Genomic DNA, 15,411 nt, shown 5'->3' on the forward strand with positions numbered 1-15,411 from the left:
CATTTGTCCGCTTCGGCGCACCCTGTTCGCCCACAGCGGAATTACCCTTGGCCGACACTCTTCCAGCCCCCTTGGCCTGCGCTCTCACCGGCGAGTTGGACACCCGGCCAGCCTAAGCGCCACCACCGACATCCGCCCTGGGCATGGCCGATCACGACCCAATCGGGCCCCTGGCGTACGGACGGGCGGTTCGGTACGTCAAACTTGTTGTGATTGATCGCACTGTTTTGTGCGTCCGGCATCATGGGATCAAGGTCCCCTGAGCAGGTCGACATAGGAGAGAACTCGTGGACGACGTTCTGCGGCGCGCCCCGCTCTTCGCGGCGCTCGATGACGAGCAGGCCGCGGAGCTGCGCGCCTCGATGAGTGAAGCGACGCTCGCCCGTGGCGACGCGCTCTTCCACGAGGGGGACCCCGGCGACCGCCTGTACGTGGTCACCGAGGGCAAGGTGAAGCTCCACCGCACGTCCCCCGACGGCCGCGAGAACATGCTCGCCGTCCTCGGCCCCGGCGAGCTGATCGGCGAGCTGTCCCTCTTCGACCCGGGCCCGCGCACCGCCACCGCGACCGCGCTGACCGAGGTCAAGCTGCTCGGCCTCGGCCACGGCGACCTCCAGCCCTGGCTGAACGCCCGCCCCGAGGTGGCCACCGCTCTGCTGCGCGCGGTCGCCCGCCGGCTGCGCAAGACCAACGACCAGATGTCCGACCTGGTCTTCTCCGACGTGCCGGGCCGTGTCGCCCGCGCGCTCCTCGACCTGTCGCGCCGCTTCGGTGTGCAGTCCGAGGAAGGCATCCACGTCGTCCACGACCTCACGCAGGAGGAGCTGGCCCAGCTGGTCGGCGCCTCCCGCGAGACGGTCAACAAGGCCCTCGCGGACTTCGCCCAGCGCGGCTGGCTCCGACTGGAGGCCCGCGCCGTGATCCTGCTGGACGTCGAGCGCCTCGCGAAGCGTTCGCGCTAGGCACCCCCGGCCCGTACGTACGAGAGAGGCCGCCCGGTCATGGACCGGGCGGCCTCTCTCGTACGTACGGTGACGACTACCGCTTCGTACCGTCCACGATCAGCGGGTTGCCGCTGCCGGAGCCGCACGGAACCGCGTACACCGGGTTCTTCGCCGCGGCCTCCTTGTACGCGTCGATGCACTGGTTCATCAGGACCTTGTCGGTCAGCGAGTCGTTGAGGATCCTGTTGGCGCGGGCGATGCCCTCGGCCTCGATACGGCGCCTGTCCGCCTCGGCCTTGGCCGTGCGGGCCGCCTCGGTGGCGCGCTCGGTCGCCTGCTGCTGCTGGATCTTGCGATCGATCTGGTCCTGCAGGGCCTTCGAGGGCTTCACGTTGCGCAGGTTGACGGCCGTGACGTCGATCCCGCGGGGCGCGAGACGCTCCTTGATGAGCGTGCCGATCTCGGCGTTGATCTTCTCGCGGTCGGTCGCGTAGCCCTGCTCGCTCGTGTAGCGGGCGAAGACGTTACGGACGATCTCCCGGCTGTCCGGGTAGACCAGGCGCTGCTGGATGGACTCCTCGCTGCCCGCGAGCCGGTACAGCTCGACCGCCTTGGTCGGCGTGACCGCCCACTTCACGGTCACCTCCACCTCCATCACGCCGCCCTGCGAGGAGCGGACCTCGACCACGTCCTTGTCGGAGAGGTTGAGGTCGACGGGGCGGGTGGAGAAGGTCGTGACGTCGGTGAACGGCGACTTGACGTGCATGCCGGAGGTCATCGGCGAGCCCACCTTGCCGAACGCGACCGGCACACCGACCTCGTACGCGCTGACCACGTACGTCATGCTGACGACCAGCGAGAAGGCACCCGCGAGGACGGCGCCGAGTGCACCGAGCTTCAGCCCCTTCGCATCGTTGGAGCGGGCGACGAAGAAGAGCACCACTGCCGCGACGAGCAGCAGGATGGCTATGACGAACATGGGCGTTCCCCCCGAGGGCGACGGTCTTCAGTAGGCGAAGTAAGCGGAGCGTAAGACACGATCCCGCGCGCCCTCGACGGTGGGGGTCAGATCAGTCCGTGCTCCCGGAGGTACTGCAGCTGGGCCCGTACGGAGAGTTCGGCGGCGGGCCACAGCGAGCGGTCCACGTCCGCGTAGACGTGGGCGACGACCTCCGAGGGGGTCCGATGGCCGTTCTCGACGGCCGTCTCGACCTGCGCGAGCCGGCCTGCCCGGTGTGCGAGATAGAACTCCACCGCCCCTTGGGCGTCGTCCAGGACCGGCCCGTGGCCCGGCAGCACGGTGTGGACGCCGTCGTCGACCGTGAGCGAGCGCAGCCGGCGCAGCGAGTCCAGATAGTCGCCGAGGCGCCCGTCGGGATGGGCCACGATCGTCGTGCCGCGCCCCAGGATCGTGTCGCCCGTCAGAACGGCCCGGTCGGCGGGGAGATGGAAGGAGAGCGAGTCGGAGGTGTGGCCCGGCGTCGGTACGACCCGCAGCTCCAGACCGCCGACAGCGACGACGTCCCCGGCGGCCAGCCCCTCGTCACCCAGCCGCAGCGCCGGGTCCAGGGCCCGCACATGAGTGCCGGTCAGCTCGGCGAACCGGGCGGCGCCCTCGGCGTGGTCCGGGTGGCCGTGTGTCAGCAGGGTGAGCGCGACCCGCTTGCCGAGCCCGGCCGCGGTCTCGACGACATGCTCCAGATGGCCGTCGTCGAGCGGGCCGGGGTCGATGACGACGGCGAGATCGGAGTCCGGCTCGGAGACGATCCAGGTGTTGGTGCCGTCCAGGGTCATCGCGGACGGGTTCGGCGCGAGGACGTTGACGGCGCGGGCGGTCGCGGGCCCGGAGAGGACTCCGCCGCGGGGCTGTCCGGGCAGCGCGGCCGCGTCGCTCATCGCGCACCCCCCGGTCCCGCGTCCGGACCCGCGTCCGGACCATCGGCCTGCCCTGCGGCCGGACCCGTAGCGTGTCCCGCAGCCGGACCACCAGCAGGCCCCGCAGCAGGCCGCGCGCTCTGAGTCTCCGGGGCCGCTCCCGGCGCGGCGTCCCCGGTCCCACCCGTCGGGATGTGCTTGGTGAACTCGTCGTGGCCCGGCCAGCTCAGGATCAGCTCGTCCCCCTCCAGGCGCGCCTGCGCCAGTACGGGAGTGAGGTCCTGGCCCGCCGCCGCGGCCAGCGCCTCGGCGGCCGAGCCGAAGCGCGTGAGCGCGCGCAGGGTCGAGATGGTCGGCGGCATCATCGTCAGCTCGCCCCGGTCGTAACCGGACGCGGCCTCCACGGGGCGGATCCAGACCGTGCGGTCCGCCTCCGTCGAGGCGTTACGGGTGCGCTGGCCGGCCGGCAGCGCGGCCACGAAGAACCAGGTGTCGTACCGCCGGGGCTCGAACTCCGGCGTGATCCAGCGCGCCCACGCGCCGAGCAGGTCCGAGCGCAGCACGAGGCCGCGTCGGTCGAGGAAGTCGGCGAAGGACAGCTCACGGGCGACCAGCGCCTCCCGGTCCTTCTCCCAGTCCTCGCCCGTGGTGTCCCCGACCACGGAGTCGGCGGTCTCCCCGGCGAGCAGCACGCCCGCCTCCTCGTACGTCTCGCGCACGGCGGCACAGACGATCGCCTGGGCCTCCGCCGTACCCGTGACGCCCAGACGCTCGGCCCAGGTCTCCAGGGAGGGCCCGGCCCAGCGCACCAGGTGTTCGTCGCGTGGATCGACACCGCCGCCGGGATAGGCGTACGCGCCGCCCGCGAAGGCCATGGAGGCGCGGCGGCGCAGCATGTGGACGCTCGGCCCCTCCGTGCCGTCGCGCAGCAGCAGGACGGTGGCCGCCCGCCTGGGAGTCGCGGGGGTGAGCTCGCCCGCGGCGAGCGCGCGGATGAGGCCGGGCCATTCCCGTGGGTACCACTGACCATTCGACATGGCCGGATGGTATGCGCAACTACCCGGATGCACGAGAGCCGATTCCCCCGGGACGGGAGAACCGGCTCTGGGTGAGAGCGGACGGTCAGTCCTGGACGAGCTCCACCTGGACCTCGACCTCGACCGGGGCGTCGAGCGGGAGCACGGCCACGCCCACGGCGCTGCGGGCGTGCACGCCCTTGTCGCCGAGGACCGCGCCGAGCAGTTCGCTGGCGCCGTTGAGGACGCCCGGCTGCCCGGTGAAGTCGGCGGCCGAGGCGACGAAGCCGACGACCTTCACGACCCGCTTGATCCGGTCCAGGTCACCGGCGACCGACTTCACGGCCGCGAGCGCGTTCAGCGCGCAGGTGGCGGCGAGCTCCTTGGCCTCCTCGGCGGTGACCTCGGCGCCGACCTTGCCGGCCGCCAGGAGCTTGCCCTGCACGATCGGGAGCTGGCCCGCGGTGTAGACGTACACGCCGGACTGGACGGCCGGCTGGTAGGCCGCCAGCGGCGGCACGACCTCCGGCAGGGTCAGGCCCAGCTCGGCGAGCTTGGCCTCGACGGCGCCCTTCGCGGCCCCGCTCATCAGGACTTCTCCCGCTTCAGGTAGGCCACGAGCTGCTCGGGGTTGTTCGGCCCGGGAACGACCTGGACGAGCTCCCACCCGTCCTCGCCCCAGGTGTCCAGAATCTGCTTCGTCGCGTGCACGAGAAGGGGCACGGTCGAGTATTCCCACTTGGTCATGGAGCCGACTGTATCCGCTGCCACAGGCAGCCTCCTGCTTAGGCGACCGCTCCAGTGGTTAGGCTCGAGACGTGAGCAGGCTCCAGGTCGTCAGCGGCAAGGGCGGTACCGGTAAGACGACGGTCGCCGCCGCCCTCGCGCTCGCCCTCGCCACGGAGGGCAAGCGGACCCTCCTCGTCGAGGTCGAAGGCAGACAGGGCATCGCGCAGCTCTTCGAGACGGAGGCGCTTCCGTACGAGGAGCGCAAGATCGCCGTCGCCCCGGGCGGCGGCGAGGTCTTCGCGCTGGCCATCGACGCCGAGCGCGCCCTGCTCGACTACCTCCAGATGTTCTACAAGCTAGGCAGCGCGGGCCGGGCCCTGAAGAAGCTCGGCGCGATCGACTTCGCGACGACGATCGCCCCCGGGGTCCGGGACGTGCTGCTGACGGGCAAGGCCTGCGAGGCGGTCCGCCGGCGCGAGAAGCACGGCGGCTACACCTACGACCACGTGATCATGGACGCGCCTCCGACCGGCCGGATCACCCGCTTCCTCAACGTGAACGACGAGGTGGCGGGCCTGGCGCGGATCGGCCCGATACACAATCAGGCGCAGGCCGTGATGCGGGTGCTGAAGTCCCCGGAGACGGCCGTGCATCTGGTGAGCCTGCTGGAGGAGATGCCGGTCCAGGAGACCGCGGACGGCATCGCGGAGCTGCGCGCCGCCGAACTGCCGGTGGGCGGCGTCATCGTGAACATGGTCCGTCCGCACGTCCTCGACGAGGCGGCGGTGCGGGCGGCCTCCGGCGACCACCGGGACGCGGTGGCGCGGACCCTCGCCGCGGCCGGCATCCGCGGAGGGACGAAGCTGGTCGAACCGCTCCTGGAGCAGGCGGCCGAGCACGCGCAGCGCGTCGAGCTGGAGCGCGAGCAGCGGGCGGTGCTCCTGGAGCTGGGCGTACCGGCGTACGAGCTGCCGTTCCTGGGGGACGGGGCGGACATCGCGGGCCTGTACCGGCTGGCGAAGGACCTGCGGAAGCAAGGGGTGGGCGTGTGACGGGTTCGGTGAACGCAGCGGCGAACGGTCTGGACTCCGTCCCCGTCCTGCACCTGGATCCGCTCATCGACGACCTGGGCACGCGGATCATCGTCTGCTGCGGCGCGGGCGGGGTCGGCAAGACGACGACGGCGGCGGCGCTCGGCGTACGGGCGGCGGAGCGCGGCCGCAAAGTCGTCGTCCTGACGATCGACCCGGCGCGGCGGCTCGCGCAGTCGATGGGGATCGACTCGCTGGACAACGTGCCGCGCGAGGTGGACGGGATCAAGGGGTCCGGCGCCGGGCAGCTGCACGCCATGATGCTCGACATGAAGCGGACCTTCGACGAGATCGTCGAGGCGCACGCGGACGCCGAGCGGGCCCGGGCGATTCTGGAGAACCCCTTCTACCAGTCCCTTTCGGCGGGTTTCGCCGGTACGCAGGAGTACATGGCGATGGAGAAGCTCGGGCAGCTGCAGGCCCGGGACGAGTGGGACCTCATCGTGGTCGACACTCCGCCGTCGCGTTCGGCGCTCGACTTCCTGGACGCGCCGAAGCGGCTCGGGTCCTTCCTGGACGGGAAGTTCATCAAGCTCCTGATGGCCCCGGCGAAGATGGGCGGCCGGGCGGGGATGAAGTTCCTCAACGTCGGCATGTCGATGATGACGGGGACGCTGGGGAAGCTGCTCGGGGGTCAGTTCCTGAAGGACGTGCAGACCTTCGTGGCCGCCATGGACACCATGTTCGGCGGCTTCCGCACCCGGGCGGACGCGACGTACAAGCTGCTCCAGGCCCCGGGCACGGCGTTCCTCGTGGTCGCGACGCCGGAGCGGGACGCGCTGCGGGAGGCGGCGTACTTCGTGGAGCGGCTGGCCGCGGAGGAGATGCCGCTGGCCGGGCTCGTCCTCAACCGCGTCCACGGCAGTGGTGCCGCCCGGCTCTCGGCCGAGCGTGCGCGAGCCGCGGCGGAAAATCTTGACGAGGGGCGCATTGTGGATCAGGAGGCCGGGAAGACTGGAGTGCGTGGCTCCCGGGCCACCGCACCCGAGTCGTCAGACACCGAGCCGTCAGACACCACGACCGCCGCCGGAACCACCAGCACGACGACGAGCACCACCGTCGGCACGAGCACGACCCCGAGCACTGCCGCCGCACCTTCTTCGCACGCCGAGGCTGCCCCCACAGCCGACGACGACGCACCAGACGACGACGCACCAGACATCCAGCAGCTGACCGCCGGCCTGCTCCGTCTCCATGCCGAGCGGATGCAGGTGCTCGCGCGCGAGCAGCGCACGCGCGACCGGTTCACGACGCTCCACCCCGAGGTGGCTGTCGCCGAAGTGGCCGCCCTGCCCGGCGACGTACACGATCTGGCAGGGCTTCGAGCCATCGGAGACCGGCTCACGGCCGGCCGTATGCCGTCGGCCTGACCGGAGGCGGATCCCGCCTGACCGTCGGCGGAATGCCCACACCGGAGGCGGGGATCACCCGCGCCCGGTCATCCGACCGCCGCGTACGCCTCGTACGTCGCGTCGTCCTCCATCGCCACGGGCAGCAGGCCCGCTCCCCGCTCGTACTCCGTGCGCGCGGTCTCCAGCAGTCGCCGCCACGAGGTGACGGTCGGCCGCCGGCGCAGCAGGGCACGGCGCTCGCGCTCCGTCATGCCGCCCCACACGCCGAACTCCACGCGGTTGTCGAGCGCGTCGGCCAGGCACTCGGTCCGCACCGGACAGCCGGTGCACACCGCCTTCGCCCTGTTCTGCGCCGCTCCCTGCACGAAAAGTTCATCCGGATCGGTAGTGCGGCAGGCCGCCTGCGCACTCCAGTCAGCTACCCAGCCCATACCGGCGCCGTCCTCTCCCGAATCGAGGCTCCCCCACGGCGGTAGCGGCATATTCACCGCTGCCAGTTGGTGACGTTACGGAAGGTGGGCACAGCGCAACACCCCCTTCGGGCCCAATCTTGAATGGCCCGAACGGACTATGCGTACGCGGCAGATCACCCAGGGGAGTGACCGATGGACATGCGTGTCCAAACCGGCGAACCGGTACAGTTCGCCCGGCTGTGACGGAGCCACATGGGGCGTCGAGTGACGCACGGGGCGGAATCGGGCATGACGTCCCCAGGTTCGGGTCCTGGGGAGTTCCTGCCGATGTCACGCCCGGGCTTGATGCTGAACCACACCGCTGTGACAGTTGGGAGCAGCTTAGGCCAAGGCCTGTACGCGTGTCCGGCGAATGGAGGCGTAGGTCCCCGGGCCGCTCGGATGTCCTCCGCGGGCTGCTCGGATGTCACGGTCTGGTACGCGAACGCTCCGAGAGGCCCCCGCTCCTGCGGAACGCCGGTCCCCACGGATTAGGCTGCCCCTCATGGCAAAGAAGCGCTCGGGCGGAGGTCTGACCGGGACCCAGCAGGCCGCCAAGTTCCTCGGTGTCAGTGTGCTCTCCGGAGCCGTGCTGGCGGGCATCGCCCTGCCCGCGGCCGGTGCACTGGGGCTCGCGGCGAAGGGCACGGTCGAGGGGTTCGACGAGATCCCGTCCAACCTGAAGACACCACCGCTCAGTCAGCGCACCACCATCCTCGACTCCGAGGGCGGCACCCTCGCCACCGTGTACTCGCGCGACCGGAAGGTCGTGCCGCTGGAGAAGATCTCCCCGTACATGCAGAAGGCGATCGTCGCGATCGAGGACTCGCGCTTCTACGAGCACGGGGCGATCGACCTCAAGGGCGTGCTGCGCGCGATCAACCGCAACGCCCAGTCGGGCGGTGTGTCCCAGGGCGCGTCCACGCTCACCCAGCAGTACGTGAAGAACGTCTTCGTCGAGGAGGCCGGTGACGACCCCGAGAAGGTCGCCCAGGCCACCCAGCAGACCATCGGCCGCAAGGTGCGCGAACTGAAGTACGCGATCCAGGTCGAGGAGGAGCTGGGGAAGAAGAAGATCCTCGAGAACTACCTCAACATCACCTTCTTCGGTCAGCAGGCCTACGGCATCGAGGCGGCGTCCCAGCGCTACTTCTCCAAGCCCGCCGCCGACCTCAAGGTGGAGGAGGCCGCGATGATGGCGGGCCTCGTCCAGTCGCCGAGCCGCTACGACCCGGTCAACGACCTCCAGGAAGCCACCAAGCGCCGCAACGTGGTGCTCCAGCGGATGGCCGACGTGAAGGACATCAGCCAGGCGGAGGCGGACCGGGCCAAGGCCACGCCGGTCAAGCTGAAGGTCAAGACCCCGAAGAACGGCTGCATCACCGCCGTCGACGGCGCCGGCTTCTTCTGCGACTACGTGCGCAAGACGATCCTCAACGACCCGGTCTTCGGCAAGACGGTCGAGGAGCGGCAGAAGCTGTGGAACCTGGGCGGTCTGACCATCCGGACCACGCTCGACCCGCGCGCGCAGGAGGCGGCCAACGAGGCGGCCGTCGCGAAGATCAACGAGGACGACAAGGTCGCCGCCTCGGTCGTCCAGGTCCAGCCGGGCAGCGGCAAGATCCTCTCGATGGGCCAGTCGCGTCCGTACGGCCTGGACCAGAAGCAGCACCAGACCACGCTCAACCTGGCCGTCGGCAGCAAGATGGGCGGCACGACCTACGGCTTCCAGGTCGGCTCGACGTTCAAGCCGATCACGGCGGCGGCGGCCCTGGAGAAGGGCCTCAGCCCGGCGCAGAGCTTCTCCACCGGATACGAGATCCAGGTACCGGAGAACTCCTTCACGCGCTGCGACGGCAAGCCCGCGGGCTACGCCCAGTGGAAGGTCGGCAACGAGCTCAAGTCCGAGACCGGCACCTGGGACATGACCAGCGCGCTCGGCAAGTCCATCAACACGTACTTCGCCAAGCTGGAGCAGATGGCCGGCCTCTGCGAGACGGTCACGATGGCGAGGAAGGTCGGGTACGAGCGGGAGCTGGGCAAGCAGGTCAAGGAGAGCCCCTCGATCACGCTCGGCGCGATCGAGGCCACCCCGCTCGACATGGCGGCGGCCTACGCGACCTTCGCCAACCGCGGCACCTACTGCACCCCGATCGCCATCGAGTCGATCAAGACCGCCAACGGCGAGAAGCTGAAGGTGCCTCAGACCGAGTGCTCGCGGGCGATGAGCGAGCGCACGGCCGACACGGTCAACCAGATGCTGAAGGGCGTCGTCGAGGACGGCACCGGTACGAAGGCGGGTCTGAGCGACCGCGACAACGCCGGCAAGACGGGTACGACGAACGACCGCAAGGACGCCTGGTTCGTCGGGTACACCCCGAACCTGTCCACCGCGGTGTGGGTCGGTGACGACGTCGGCGAGAAGCAGTCGATGTACGACATCACCATCGGCGGCGAGTACTACGGCAAGGTCTGCGGCGGCTGCCTCCCGGGACCGATCTGGAAGATCGCGATGACCGGGGCGCTGAACGCCTCCGAGACGCCGTCCTTCGCCCCCATCTCCGTACCGCGCGGCGAGAAGCCCGAGGACAAGGAGAAGGGCAGGGACAAGCCCAGGCCGGACGAGGACGAGAAGCCCGGACGCGACAAGCCCGGCTTCCCGGAGATCACCCTCCCGCCGGACCTGATCGGCGGCGGGAACGGCCGCGGTGGCGGCGGCGGCAACGGCCGCTAGGACGGTCCTCAGGACGGCCGGCCGGACATGACCGAGGGCGCCTCCCCGGTGCGGGGGAGGCGCCCTCGGTCGTTCGTCGTCGGCCGTCCGGGCGGACGGTCAGCCCGCGAGCAGCTTCTTCACGACGGCGGCGACACGCCCGCCCTCGGCCCTGCCCGCGACCTTCGGGTTCACGATCTTCATGACGGCGCCCATGGCGCGCGGGCCTTCGGCTCCGGTGCCCGCGGCCTCGGCGACCGCCGCGGCGACGATCTGCTCCAGCTCGTCGTCGCCGAGCTGCTTCGGCAGGTACGCGTCGAGGATCACGCCCTCCGCCTTCTCGCGCTCGGCCGACTCGGCGCGACCGCCCTGGGCGAAGGCCTCGGCGGCCTCACGGCGCTTCTTCGCCTCCTTGGCGATCACCTTCTGCACCTCGTCGTCGGAGAGCTCGCGCTTGGTCGTGCCCGAGACCTCCTCCTTGGTGATCGCGGTGAGGGTGAGGCGCAGCGTCGAGGAGCGCAGCTCGTCGCGCTCCTTGATGGCGGCGTTGAGGTCGTCCTGAAGCTTGGCCTTGAGCGTGGTCATGTCCCCAAGTGTGTCAGGTGCCATGGCCCGACCGCCCGCGCATTTCCGCCCATCGGGTCTGCGACGATGGGGGGATGCGCGCACGGTACGGGATCCCCCTGAAGATCACGGCAGGCCTCACGGCGACGGCCGCGGCCGGACTCGTCTACGCGGCGGGCTTCGAAGCCCGCTCGTTCCGACTGCGCCGGGTGACCATCCCGGTGCTTCCGCGCGGGATGCGGGACCTGCGGGTGCTTCAGGTCTCCGACATCCACATGGTGTGCGGGCAGCACAAGAAGCGGAAGTGGCTGCAGTCGCTCGCGGGGCTGCGCCCGGACTTCGTCGTGAACACCGGCGACAACCTCTCGGACACGGAGGCGGTTCCGGAGGTCCTGGACGCGCTCGGGCCGCTGATGGACTTCCCGGGCGTGTACGTCTTCGGTTCCAACGACTACTACGGCCCGCGGCTGCGCAACCCCGCGCGCTACCTGCTGGAGAAGGCCCAGGGCCGCCACGGCCTCAACGGCAACAAGCCGGTGGTGGGCGCGGTGCACAACCCGTGGGAAGGGCTGCGTGACGCCTTCGACGAGGCGGGCTGGGTGAACCTGACCAACACCCGCGGCCGACTGAAGCTGCCCGACCTGGACCTGGCCTTCACCGGCCTGGACGACCCGCACATCAAGCGGGACCGGTACGAGCGGGTGGCCGGCGGCCCGGACCTGTCGGCGGACTTCTCGATGGCCGTGGTGCACGCCCCGTACCTGCGGACGCTCGACGCGTTCACGGCCGACGACTACGGGCTGATCCTGGCGGGCCACACGCACGGCGGCCAGCTGTGCGTCCCCTTCTACGGCGCGCTGGTGACCAACTGCGACCTGGACACGGACCGGGTGAAGGGCCTCTCCACCCACACGGTGGACGGCCGGACCTCGTTCCTGCACGTCTCGGCGGGCTGCGGCACGAACCGCTTCACCCCGGTCCGCTTCGCCTGCCCCCCGGAGGCGACCCTGCTGACGCTGACCGCCCGCGACTGATGTCCTCGGGCACCCCGCCCGACCTGCGGCGGGGGGCCGCGAAAACCGGATTTCGTCTCAGGGCGCGGGTGGGCTAGAGTAATCGATGTCGCCGCGACGTGAAGAACAGAGCAGTGACATCGGGGTGTAGCGCAGCTTGGCAGCGCGCTTCGTTCGGGACGAAGAGGTCGTGGGTTCAAATCCCGCCACCCCGACTTCGTAACAGCAGATCAGGGCCGGTTTCCTTTGGGGGAGACCGGCCCTGACTGCGTTGTATCTGGGTGTCATCTGGGTGTGATCTTGAAACGGGGCGTCACCGCTCGGCGGCGCGCTGCCGCAGCGAATACAAGGAGACGAGCCCCATGGACCAGACGTGGGACGGCGTGCGGAAGCTGCGCGGCTGGCTGGACGAGAAGGACCAGGCCGCTGCCGGCGACGTGCGCCTGCTGCGCGTGCTCAAGATCGGTGAGGAGTTCGGGGAGGCAGCGGAGGCCATCACAGGGGCTCTCGGCGCCAACCCGCGCAAGGACAACAGCCACACCTGGGAGGACGTCGCGAAGGAGCTGTGCGACGTCATCGTGACTGCCCAGGTGGCCCTGCTCACGATCAACCCGGAGGCGGAGAAGGTCCTGGACGCGCGAGTGCAGAGGCTCCTGGAGCGGCTGAACCTCAGCTGACCCTCAGCGCGAACGCACCGCGGCCCCGGAGACCAGGAGACTCGGCCCGGGGCAGCGGCATTCCCCGGCCCGGTCTCAGGTGGCGGGGCGCTCGGCCGTGACGAGGAGGGTGGCGGCCGGCCGGGGGCCGTCGCCAGCGGGCAGCACGTCGACGCGGATGTCGGTGAACCCGGCCTGGTCCAGGACCTTGGTCCACACGTGCTCCTGCAACACCCACCGGCGCATGGTGGCGCTCTCGCCCTCCGGGGTCTTCGCCGGCACCTCGGCGGCCGTGACGTCCGGCTGCGCGGGCTTGCCGGAGAGGTAGTGGGCGAGGGTGGAGAAGACCAGGCGCCCACCGGGGCGGAGCGCGTCAGCGGCGGCCGGGAGCAGCTCGCGGGGGTCGGTAAAGTCCACCGCCCCGAAGTGGCTGTAAAGCACGTCGTAGGCGCCCGGGTTCGCGCGGAGGTGGGCGACGACGTCCGCGTGGACGAAGTGCAGGCGCGGGGCGAGGTCGGCGTACAGGGCGGTGGCCATGCTGTGCTGGGCCGGGGACGCGTCCACGGCGTCGATCCGGTTCGGGGCGTGGTGCAGGGCCAGGTGCGCGGCGTGGCGGGCGGCGCCGGCGCCGAGGTCGGCCACAGTCTTGCCGGTGAGGTTGCCGAGGACTTCCGGGCCCGGCCCGTCCTGCTGGTCCCAAGTCCAGCGGAAGGAGTCGGGGACGGCGTGGTCCTGCGCGGCGCGGGCCCGGCCGTAGTGGTGCCATAGGTCTGTGGTCGTGGTCGTCACCCGCGTCATCCTGACGGCACCGCGCGGGGGCTGCTGCTGGTTCGGTCGAAAGTCACCCGGGCGTGCCTCGGCGGCCCGAGCCATGGGCCCGGACCGCCGAGGGCGTCACGTGGGGGTCAGTGCGAGTCGTTGCCCGGGTGGCAGGGGCCGCAGTCGGCGGCGTCCTCCCACAGTGGGGGGTCCACCTCCCAACCGGCGCGGGCGACGAGGTGGGCGGTCTTGATGACCGACCCGTCGTTCTTCATCTCGACCTTGGGCACGTGGTGCAGGAAGTGTCCGCCGTTGTACTTGTCGCACAGTTCGGCGTAGGCGACGGTGTCCAGGATGATCGTGTGGGCGCCGATGTCGACCAGCTTGCTCGGGGCGAGTCCCAGGCCCTGGCCCCGGAGGGACATGGCGGTGAGCAGGTAGGCGTAGCCCTGGCCGAGGACGCGGGTGGCCATGACGGAGTCGTACGGGTAGTCCCGCATCAGCAGGCCGACCTGCTTCTCCCAGAGGTCCGCCGGCACGATGTCACGGGGGGAGCGGGCCGGTCCGGTCACCGGGTCGGTGGCGACGGGGGTGTCGGCTGCGGTTGCCATGGTGCCTCCCTTGGATGGTGCCCCACGAGGTACGGGGCGATGTAACGAGAACACCGCATCCGACACCCGGCCGGTGATCAACTGGCTTTCCTTGCAAGGCGTTTGCACGTTGTGCAAACGGTCTCGACGGGCGCCGTCCCGCGCCCGTACCGTGGTGACCCCCGGTCGTGCAGCAGGGGGAGGGACCAGTGCCCGGTGACCCGCTCTGGAACAGTGCGAAGGTCAGGGAGCTAGTCGCCCGGCGACAGCCGGGCGGACTCGTACGGCTGGGCCGTGAGCACCGAGGATGGACGCTCGCCGAACTCGGCGAGCACCTGGGGTGCTCGGCGGCGACGGTCTCGCGGATGGAACGCCGTACCCAGGTCGCCGACCTGACGCTCATTCACCGGGCCGCCTCCGCGGTGGGCGTTCCTCGACACGTCCTGGTGAGTTCTCTGGTGCCCCCCGCTCCTTCCGGACAGGCCGGCACTAGAGTGTCGGCCAGTCCGCACGCCGAGGAGGACCCGATGCGCCGCCGCTCGTTGCTCGCCGCCACGGCGACCGTCCCGGCCGCCATGCTGCTCGGCATGGAGCGGGCTTTGGCCGACACCCCGCCACCGACGGGCAGGGGTGCCATGGACGCCCGTGTGGCCTCCGCCCGCGACCTCTACGACAAGGGGGCCCACACGCAGCTCCTCGGGCTGCTGCCGGGCCTCTTGGCCGACGGGCACGCCGCTGCCTCCTCGCGCCGTGAGCTGGACCAGGCCCGAATGTCCTCCGTCTACAGTCTGAGCGCCGCCCTACTGATCAAGCTCGGCTCGTACGAGCAGGCCCGCCTCACCGCCGACCGCGCGCGCACCTGGGCCGAGGTGTCCGGGTCCCCGCTCGCCGCCGCTGCCGCCTCCCGCGAGCTCGCAATCGTGCTGCGCCACCAAGACCGGGGCGAGGAAGCCCAAACCCTCATGGAATCGGCCGCAGCCCGGGTGGAGGCGACAGGGCTGCGGACGGACGCGGCCTCATCGGCCTACGCGCAGATGCTGTGCACCCTGGCCTACACCGCCGCCCGGGGAGGCCGGCGCGCGGAGGCCCTGGCCATGGTCGAGGAGGCGCGGCGGGCCGCACGGCGCCTGCCGCTCCAGGCACCTGCCGGGCGTCTCTTCCCCATCAGCCCGGCCGCCGTGGACCTCTACGCCGTCGGCGTCCACTGGGCCCTCGGCGACGCCGGCGCCGCCCTGGAGGCGGGGCGGAACCTTCGGCCCGAGTACTTCCCCACGGCTGAGCGGAAGGCACGCCTGGGCACAGACATGGCCCGTGCCTGGTGGGCGTGGGGCCGCCCTGAGCAGACCGCCCGTGCCTTGCTCGACGCCCACCGTGCGAGCCCCGGCGAGGTGAGAGACCGCCCCGCGATCCGCAGCATCGTGACCGAGTTGGCGCAGCGGCACCCTCGTGCCGTTGGCGTTCGGGAGCTGCACGCCGCCGTGTCCGCCCCGGCGAGCTGAGACCGCCGCCTGGCGGGCCCCACCGGGTCCGGACATGCCTCGGTCTCGGCACCAGGGGTCCCGGCCAGCCATCGACCCGGCCTGAGTCGGCGCTCGCCTGGGTGTGGCACCCACTCCTGGAGGCAACACCCGGGTGTCGGGGGCAGCCCCAGCGTTGC

Annotated in this window: 16 protein-coding genes and 1 tRNA gene; 8 read left to right on the top strand and 9 right to left on the bottom strand. The window is 70.8% G+C overall.

Annotation, left to right across the window (positions count from 1 at the left end):
- Positions 1-287: 287 nt before the first annotated feature.
- The gene (locus ACF1G2_RS31460; RefSeq protein WP_015034542.1) at positions 288-962 is read left to right on the top strand and encodes a Crp/Fnr family transcriptional regulator; all 675 of its coding nucleotides are present in this window, start codon (positions 288-290) and stop codon (positions 960-962) included.
- 76 nt (positions 963-1,038) lie between these two features.
- Here the strand turns inward: ACF1G2_RS31460 and ACF1G2_RS31465 are convergent, their stop codons facing one another.
- The 5 genes from ACF1G2_RS31465 to ACF1G2_RS31485 form a co-directional block, all read right to left on the bottom strand.
- Positions 1,039-1,923: a prohibitin family protein gene (locus tag ACF1G2_RS31465; RefSeq protein ID WP_391801558.1), complete on the bottom strand. Its 885-nt coding sequence runs from the start codon at positions 1,921-1,923 to the stop codon at positions 1,039-1,041.
- An 86-nt stretch (positions 1,924-2,009) separates the two neighbouring features.
- Positions 2,010-2,840: an MBL fold metallo-hydrolase gene (locus ACF1G2_RS31470; protein WP_391801559.1), complete on the bottom strand. Its 831-nt coding sequence runs from the start codon at positions 2,838-2,840 to the stop codon at positions 2,010-2,012.
- Complete coding sequence (locus ACF1G2_RS31475; protein WP_391801560.1) at positions 2,837-3,856, bottom strand: NUDIX hydrolase; 1,020 nt, start codon at positions 3,854-3,856, stop codon at positions 2,837-2,839. Before ACF1G2_RS31475 ends, ACF1G2_RS31470 begins: the two co-directional genes overlap by 4 nt.
- Before the next feature lie 85 nt (positions 3,857-3,941).
- Complete coding sequence (locus ACF1G2_RS31480) at positions 3,942-4,424, bottom strand: RidA family protein (RefSeq protein ID WP_391801561.1); 483 nt, start codon at positions 4,422-4,424, stop codon at positions 3,942-3,944.
- Positions 4,424-4,582, bottom strand: coding sequence for a DUF4177 domain-containing protein (locus ACF1G2_RS31485; protein WP_164409936.1), 159 nt, complete (start codon positions 4,580-4,582; stop codon positions 4,424-4,426). Before ACF1G2_RS31485 ends, ACF1G2_RS31480 begins: the two co-directional genes overlap by 1 nt.
- A gap of 71 nt (positions 4,583-4,653) precedes the next feature.
- On the opposite strand from ACF1G2_RS31485, the gene ACF1G2_RS31490 reads away from it, so the two are divergent.
- Both ACF1G2_RS31490 and ACF1G2_RS31495 read left to right on the top strand, forming a co-directional pair.
- Positions 4,654-5,616, top strand: a complete 963-nt coding sequence (locus tag ACF1G2_RS31490; protein WP_391801562.1) for an ArsA family ATPase — start codon at positions 4,654-4,656, stop codon at positions 5,614-5,616.
- Positions 5,613-7,025, top strand: a complete 1,413-nt coding sequence (locus ACF1G2_RS31495) for an ArsA family ATPase (RefSeq protein WP_391801563.1) — start codon at positions 5,613-5,615, stop codon at positions 7,023-7,025. Before ACF1G2_RS31490 ends, ACF1G2_RS31495 begins: the two co-directional genes overlap by 4 nt.
- A 68-nt stretch (positions 7,026-7,093) precedes the next feature.
- Here ACF1G2_RS31495 and ACF1G2_RS31500 read toward each other — a convergent pair whose 3' ends face one another.
- Positions 7,094-7,438: a WhiB family transcriptional regulator gene (locus tag ACF1G2_RS31500; protein WP_026058363.1), complete on the bottom strand. Its 345-nt coding sequence runs from the start codon at positions 7,436-7,438 to the stop codon at positions 7,094-7,096.
- A gap of 526 nt (positions 7,439-7,964) precedes the next feature.
- Here ACF1G2_RS31500 and ACF1G2_RS31505 point away from each other — a divergent pair.
- Entirely contained in the window at positions 7,965-10,193 is a 2,229-nt protein-coding gene (locus ACF1G2_RS31505; protein ID WP_391801564.1) for a transglycosylase domain-containing protein, read from the top strand.
- A 99-nt stretch (positions 10,194-10,292) separates the two neighbouring features.
- Here ACF1G2_RS31505 and ACF1G2_RS31510 read toward each other — a convergent pair whose 3' ends face one another.
- Positions 10,293-10,757 carry a GatB/YqeY domain-containing protein gene (locus ACF1G2_RS31510; RefSeq protein WP_391801565.1) on the bottom strand — a complete coding sequence of 155 codons (465 nt, stop codon included), beginning with the start codon at positions 10,755-10,757 and terminating at the stop codon, positions 10,293-10,295.
- A 74-nt stretch (positions 10,758-10,831) separates the two neighbouring features.
- Here ACF1G2_RS31510 and ACF1G2_RS31515 point away from each other — a divergent pair, with 74 nt between their 5' ends.
- The 3 genes from ACF1G2_RS31515 to ACF1G2_RS31525 all read left to right on the top strand — a co-directional run bounded on the left by ACF1G2_RS31515 (position 10,832) and on the right by ACF1G2_RS31525 (position 12,426).
- A complete protein-coding gene (locus tag ACF1G2_RS31515) occupies positions 10,832-11,770 on the top strand; it encodes a metallophosphoesterase (protein ID WP_391801566.1) in 939 nt (312 codons plus the stop codon).
- Between the two features lie 120 nt (positions 11,771-11,890).
- Positions 11,891-11,964 (top strand) — tRNA-Pro (locus tag ACF1G2_RS31520).
- 147 nt (positions 11,965-12,111) lie between these two features.
- Positions 12,112-12,426: a MazG-like family protein gene (locus tag ACF1G2_RS31525; RefSeq protein WP_391801567.1), complete on the top strand. Its 315-nt coding sequence runs from the start codon at positions 12,112-12,114 to the stop codon at positions 12,424-12,426.
- Positions 12,427-12,501: 75 nt separating this feature from the next.
- Here ACF1G2_RS31525 and ACF1G2_RS31530 read toward each other — a convergent pair whose 3' ends face one another.
- Positions 12,502-13,203, bottom strand: coding sequence for a class I SAM-dependent methyltransferase (locus ACF1G2_RS31530; RefSeq protein WP_319315996.1), 702 nt, complete (start codon positions 13,201-13,203; stop codon positions 12,502-12,504).
- 107 nt (positions 13,204-13,310) lie between these two features.
- A complete protein-coding gene (locus tag ACF1G2_RS31535) occupies positions 13,311-13,775 on the bottom strand; it encodes a hypothetical protein (RefSeq protein ID WP_150504919.1) in 465 nt (154 codons plus the stop codon).
- Positions 13,776-13,963: 188 nt separating this feature from the next.
- Here ACF1G2_RS31535 and ACF1G2_RS31540 point away from each other — a divergent pair, with 188 nt between their 5' ends.
- Complete coding sequence (locus tag ACF1G2_RS31540; RefSeq protein ID WP_391801568.1) at positions 13,964-15,253, top strand: helix-turn-helix domain-containing protein; 1,290 nt, start codon at positions 13,964-13,966, stop codon at positions 15,251-15,253.
- Positions 15,254-15,411 lie beyond the last annotated feature (158 nt).

Source organism: Streptomyces sp. NPDC013457 (assembly GCF_043089925.1).
Classification (GTDB): Bacteria; Actinomycetota; Actinomycetes; order Streptomycetales; family Streptomycetaceae; genus Streptomyces.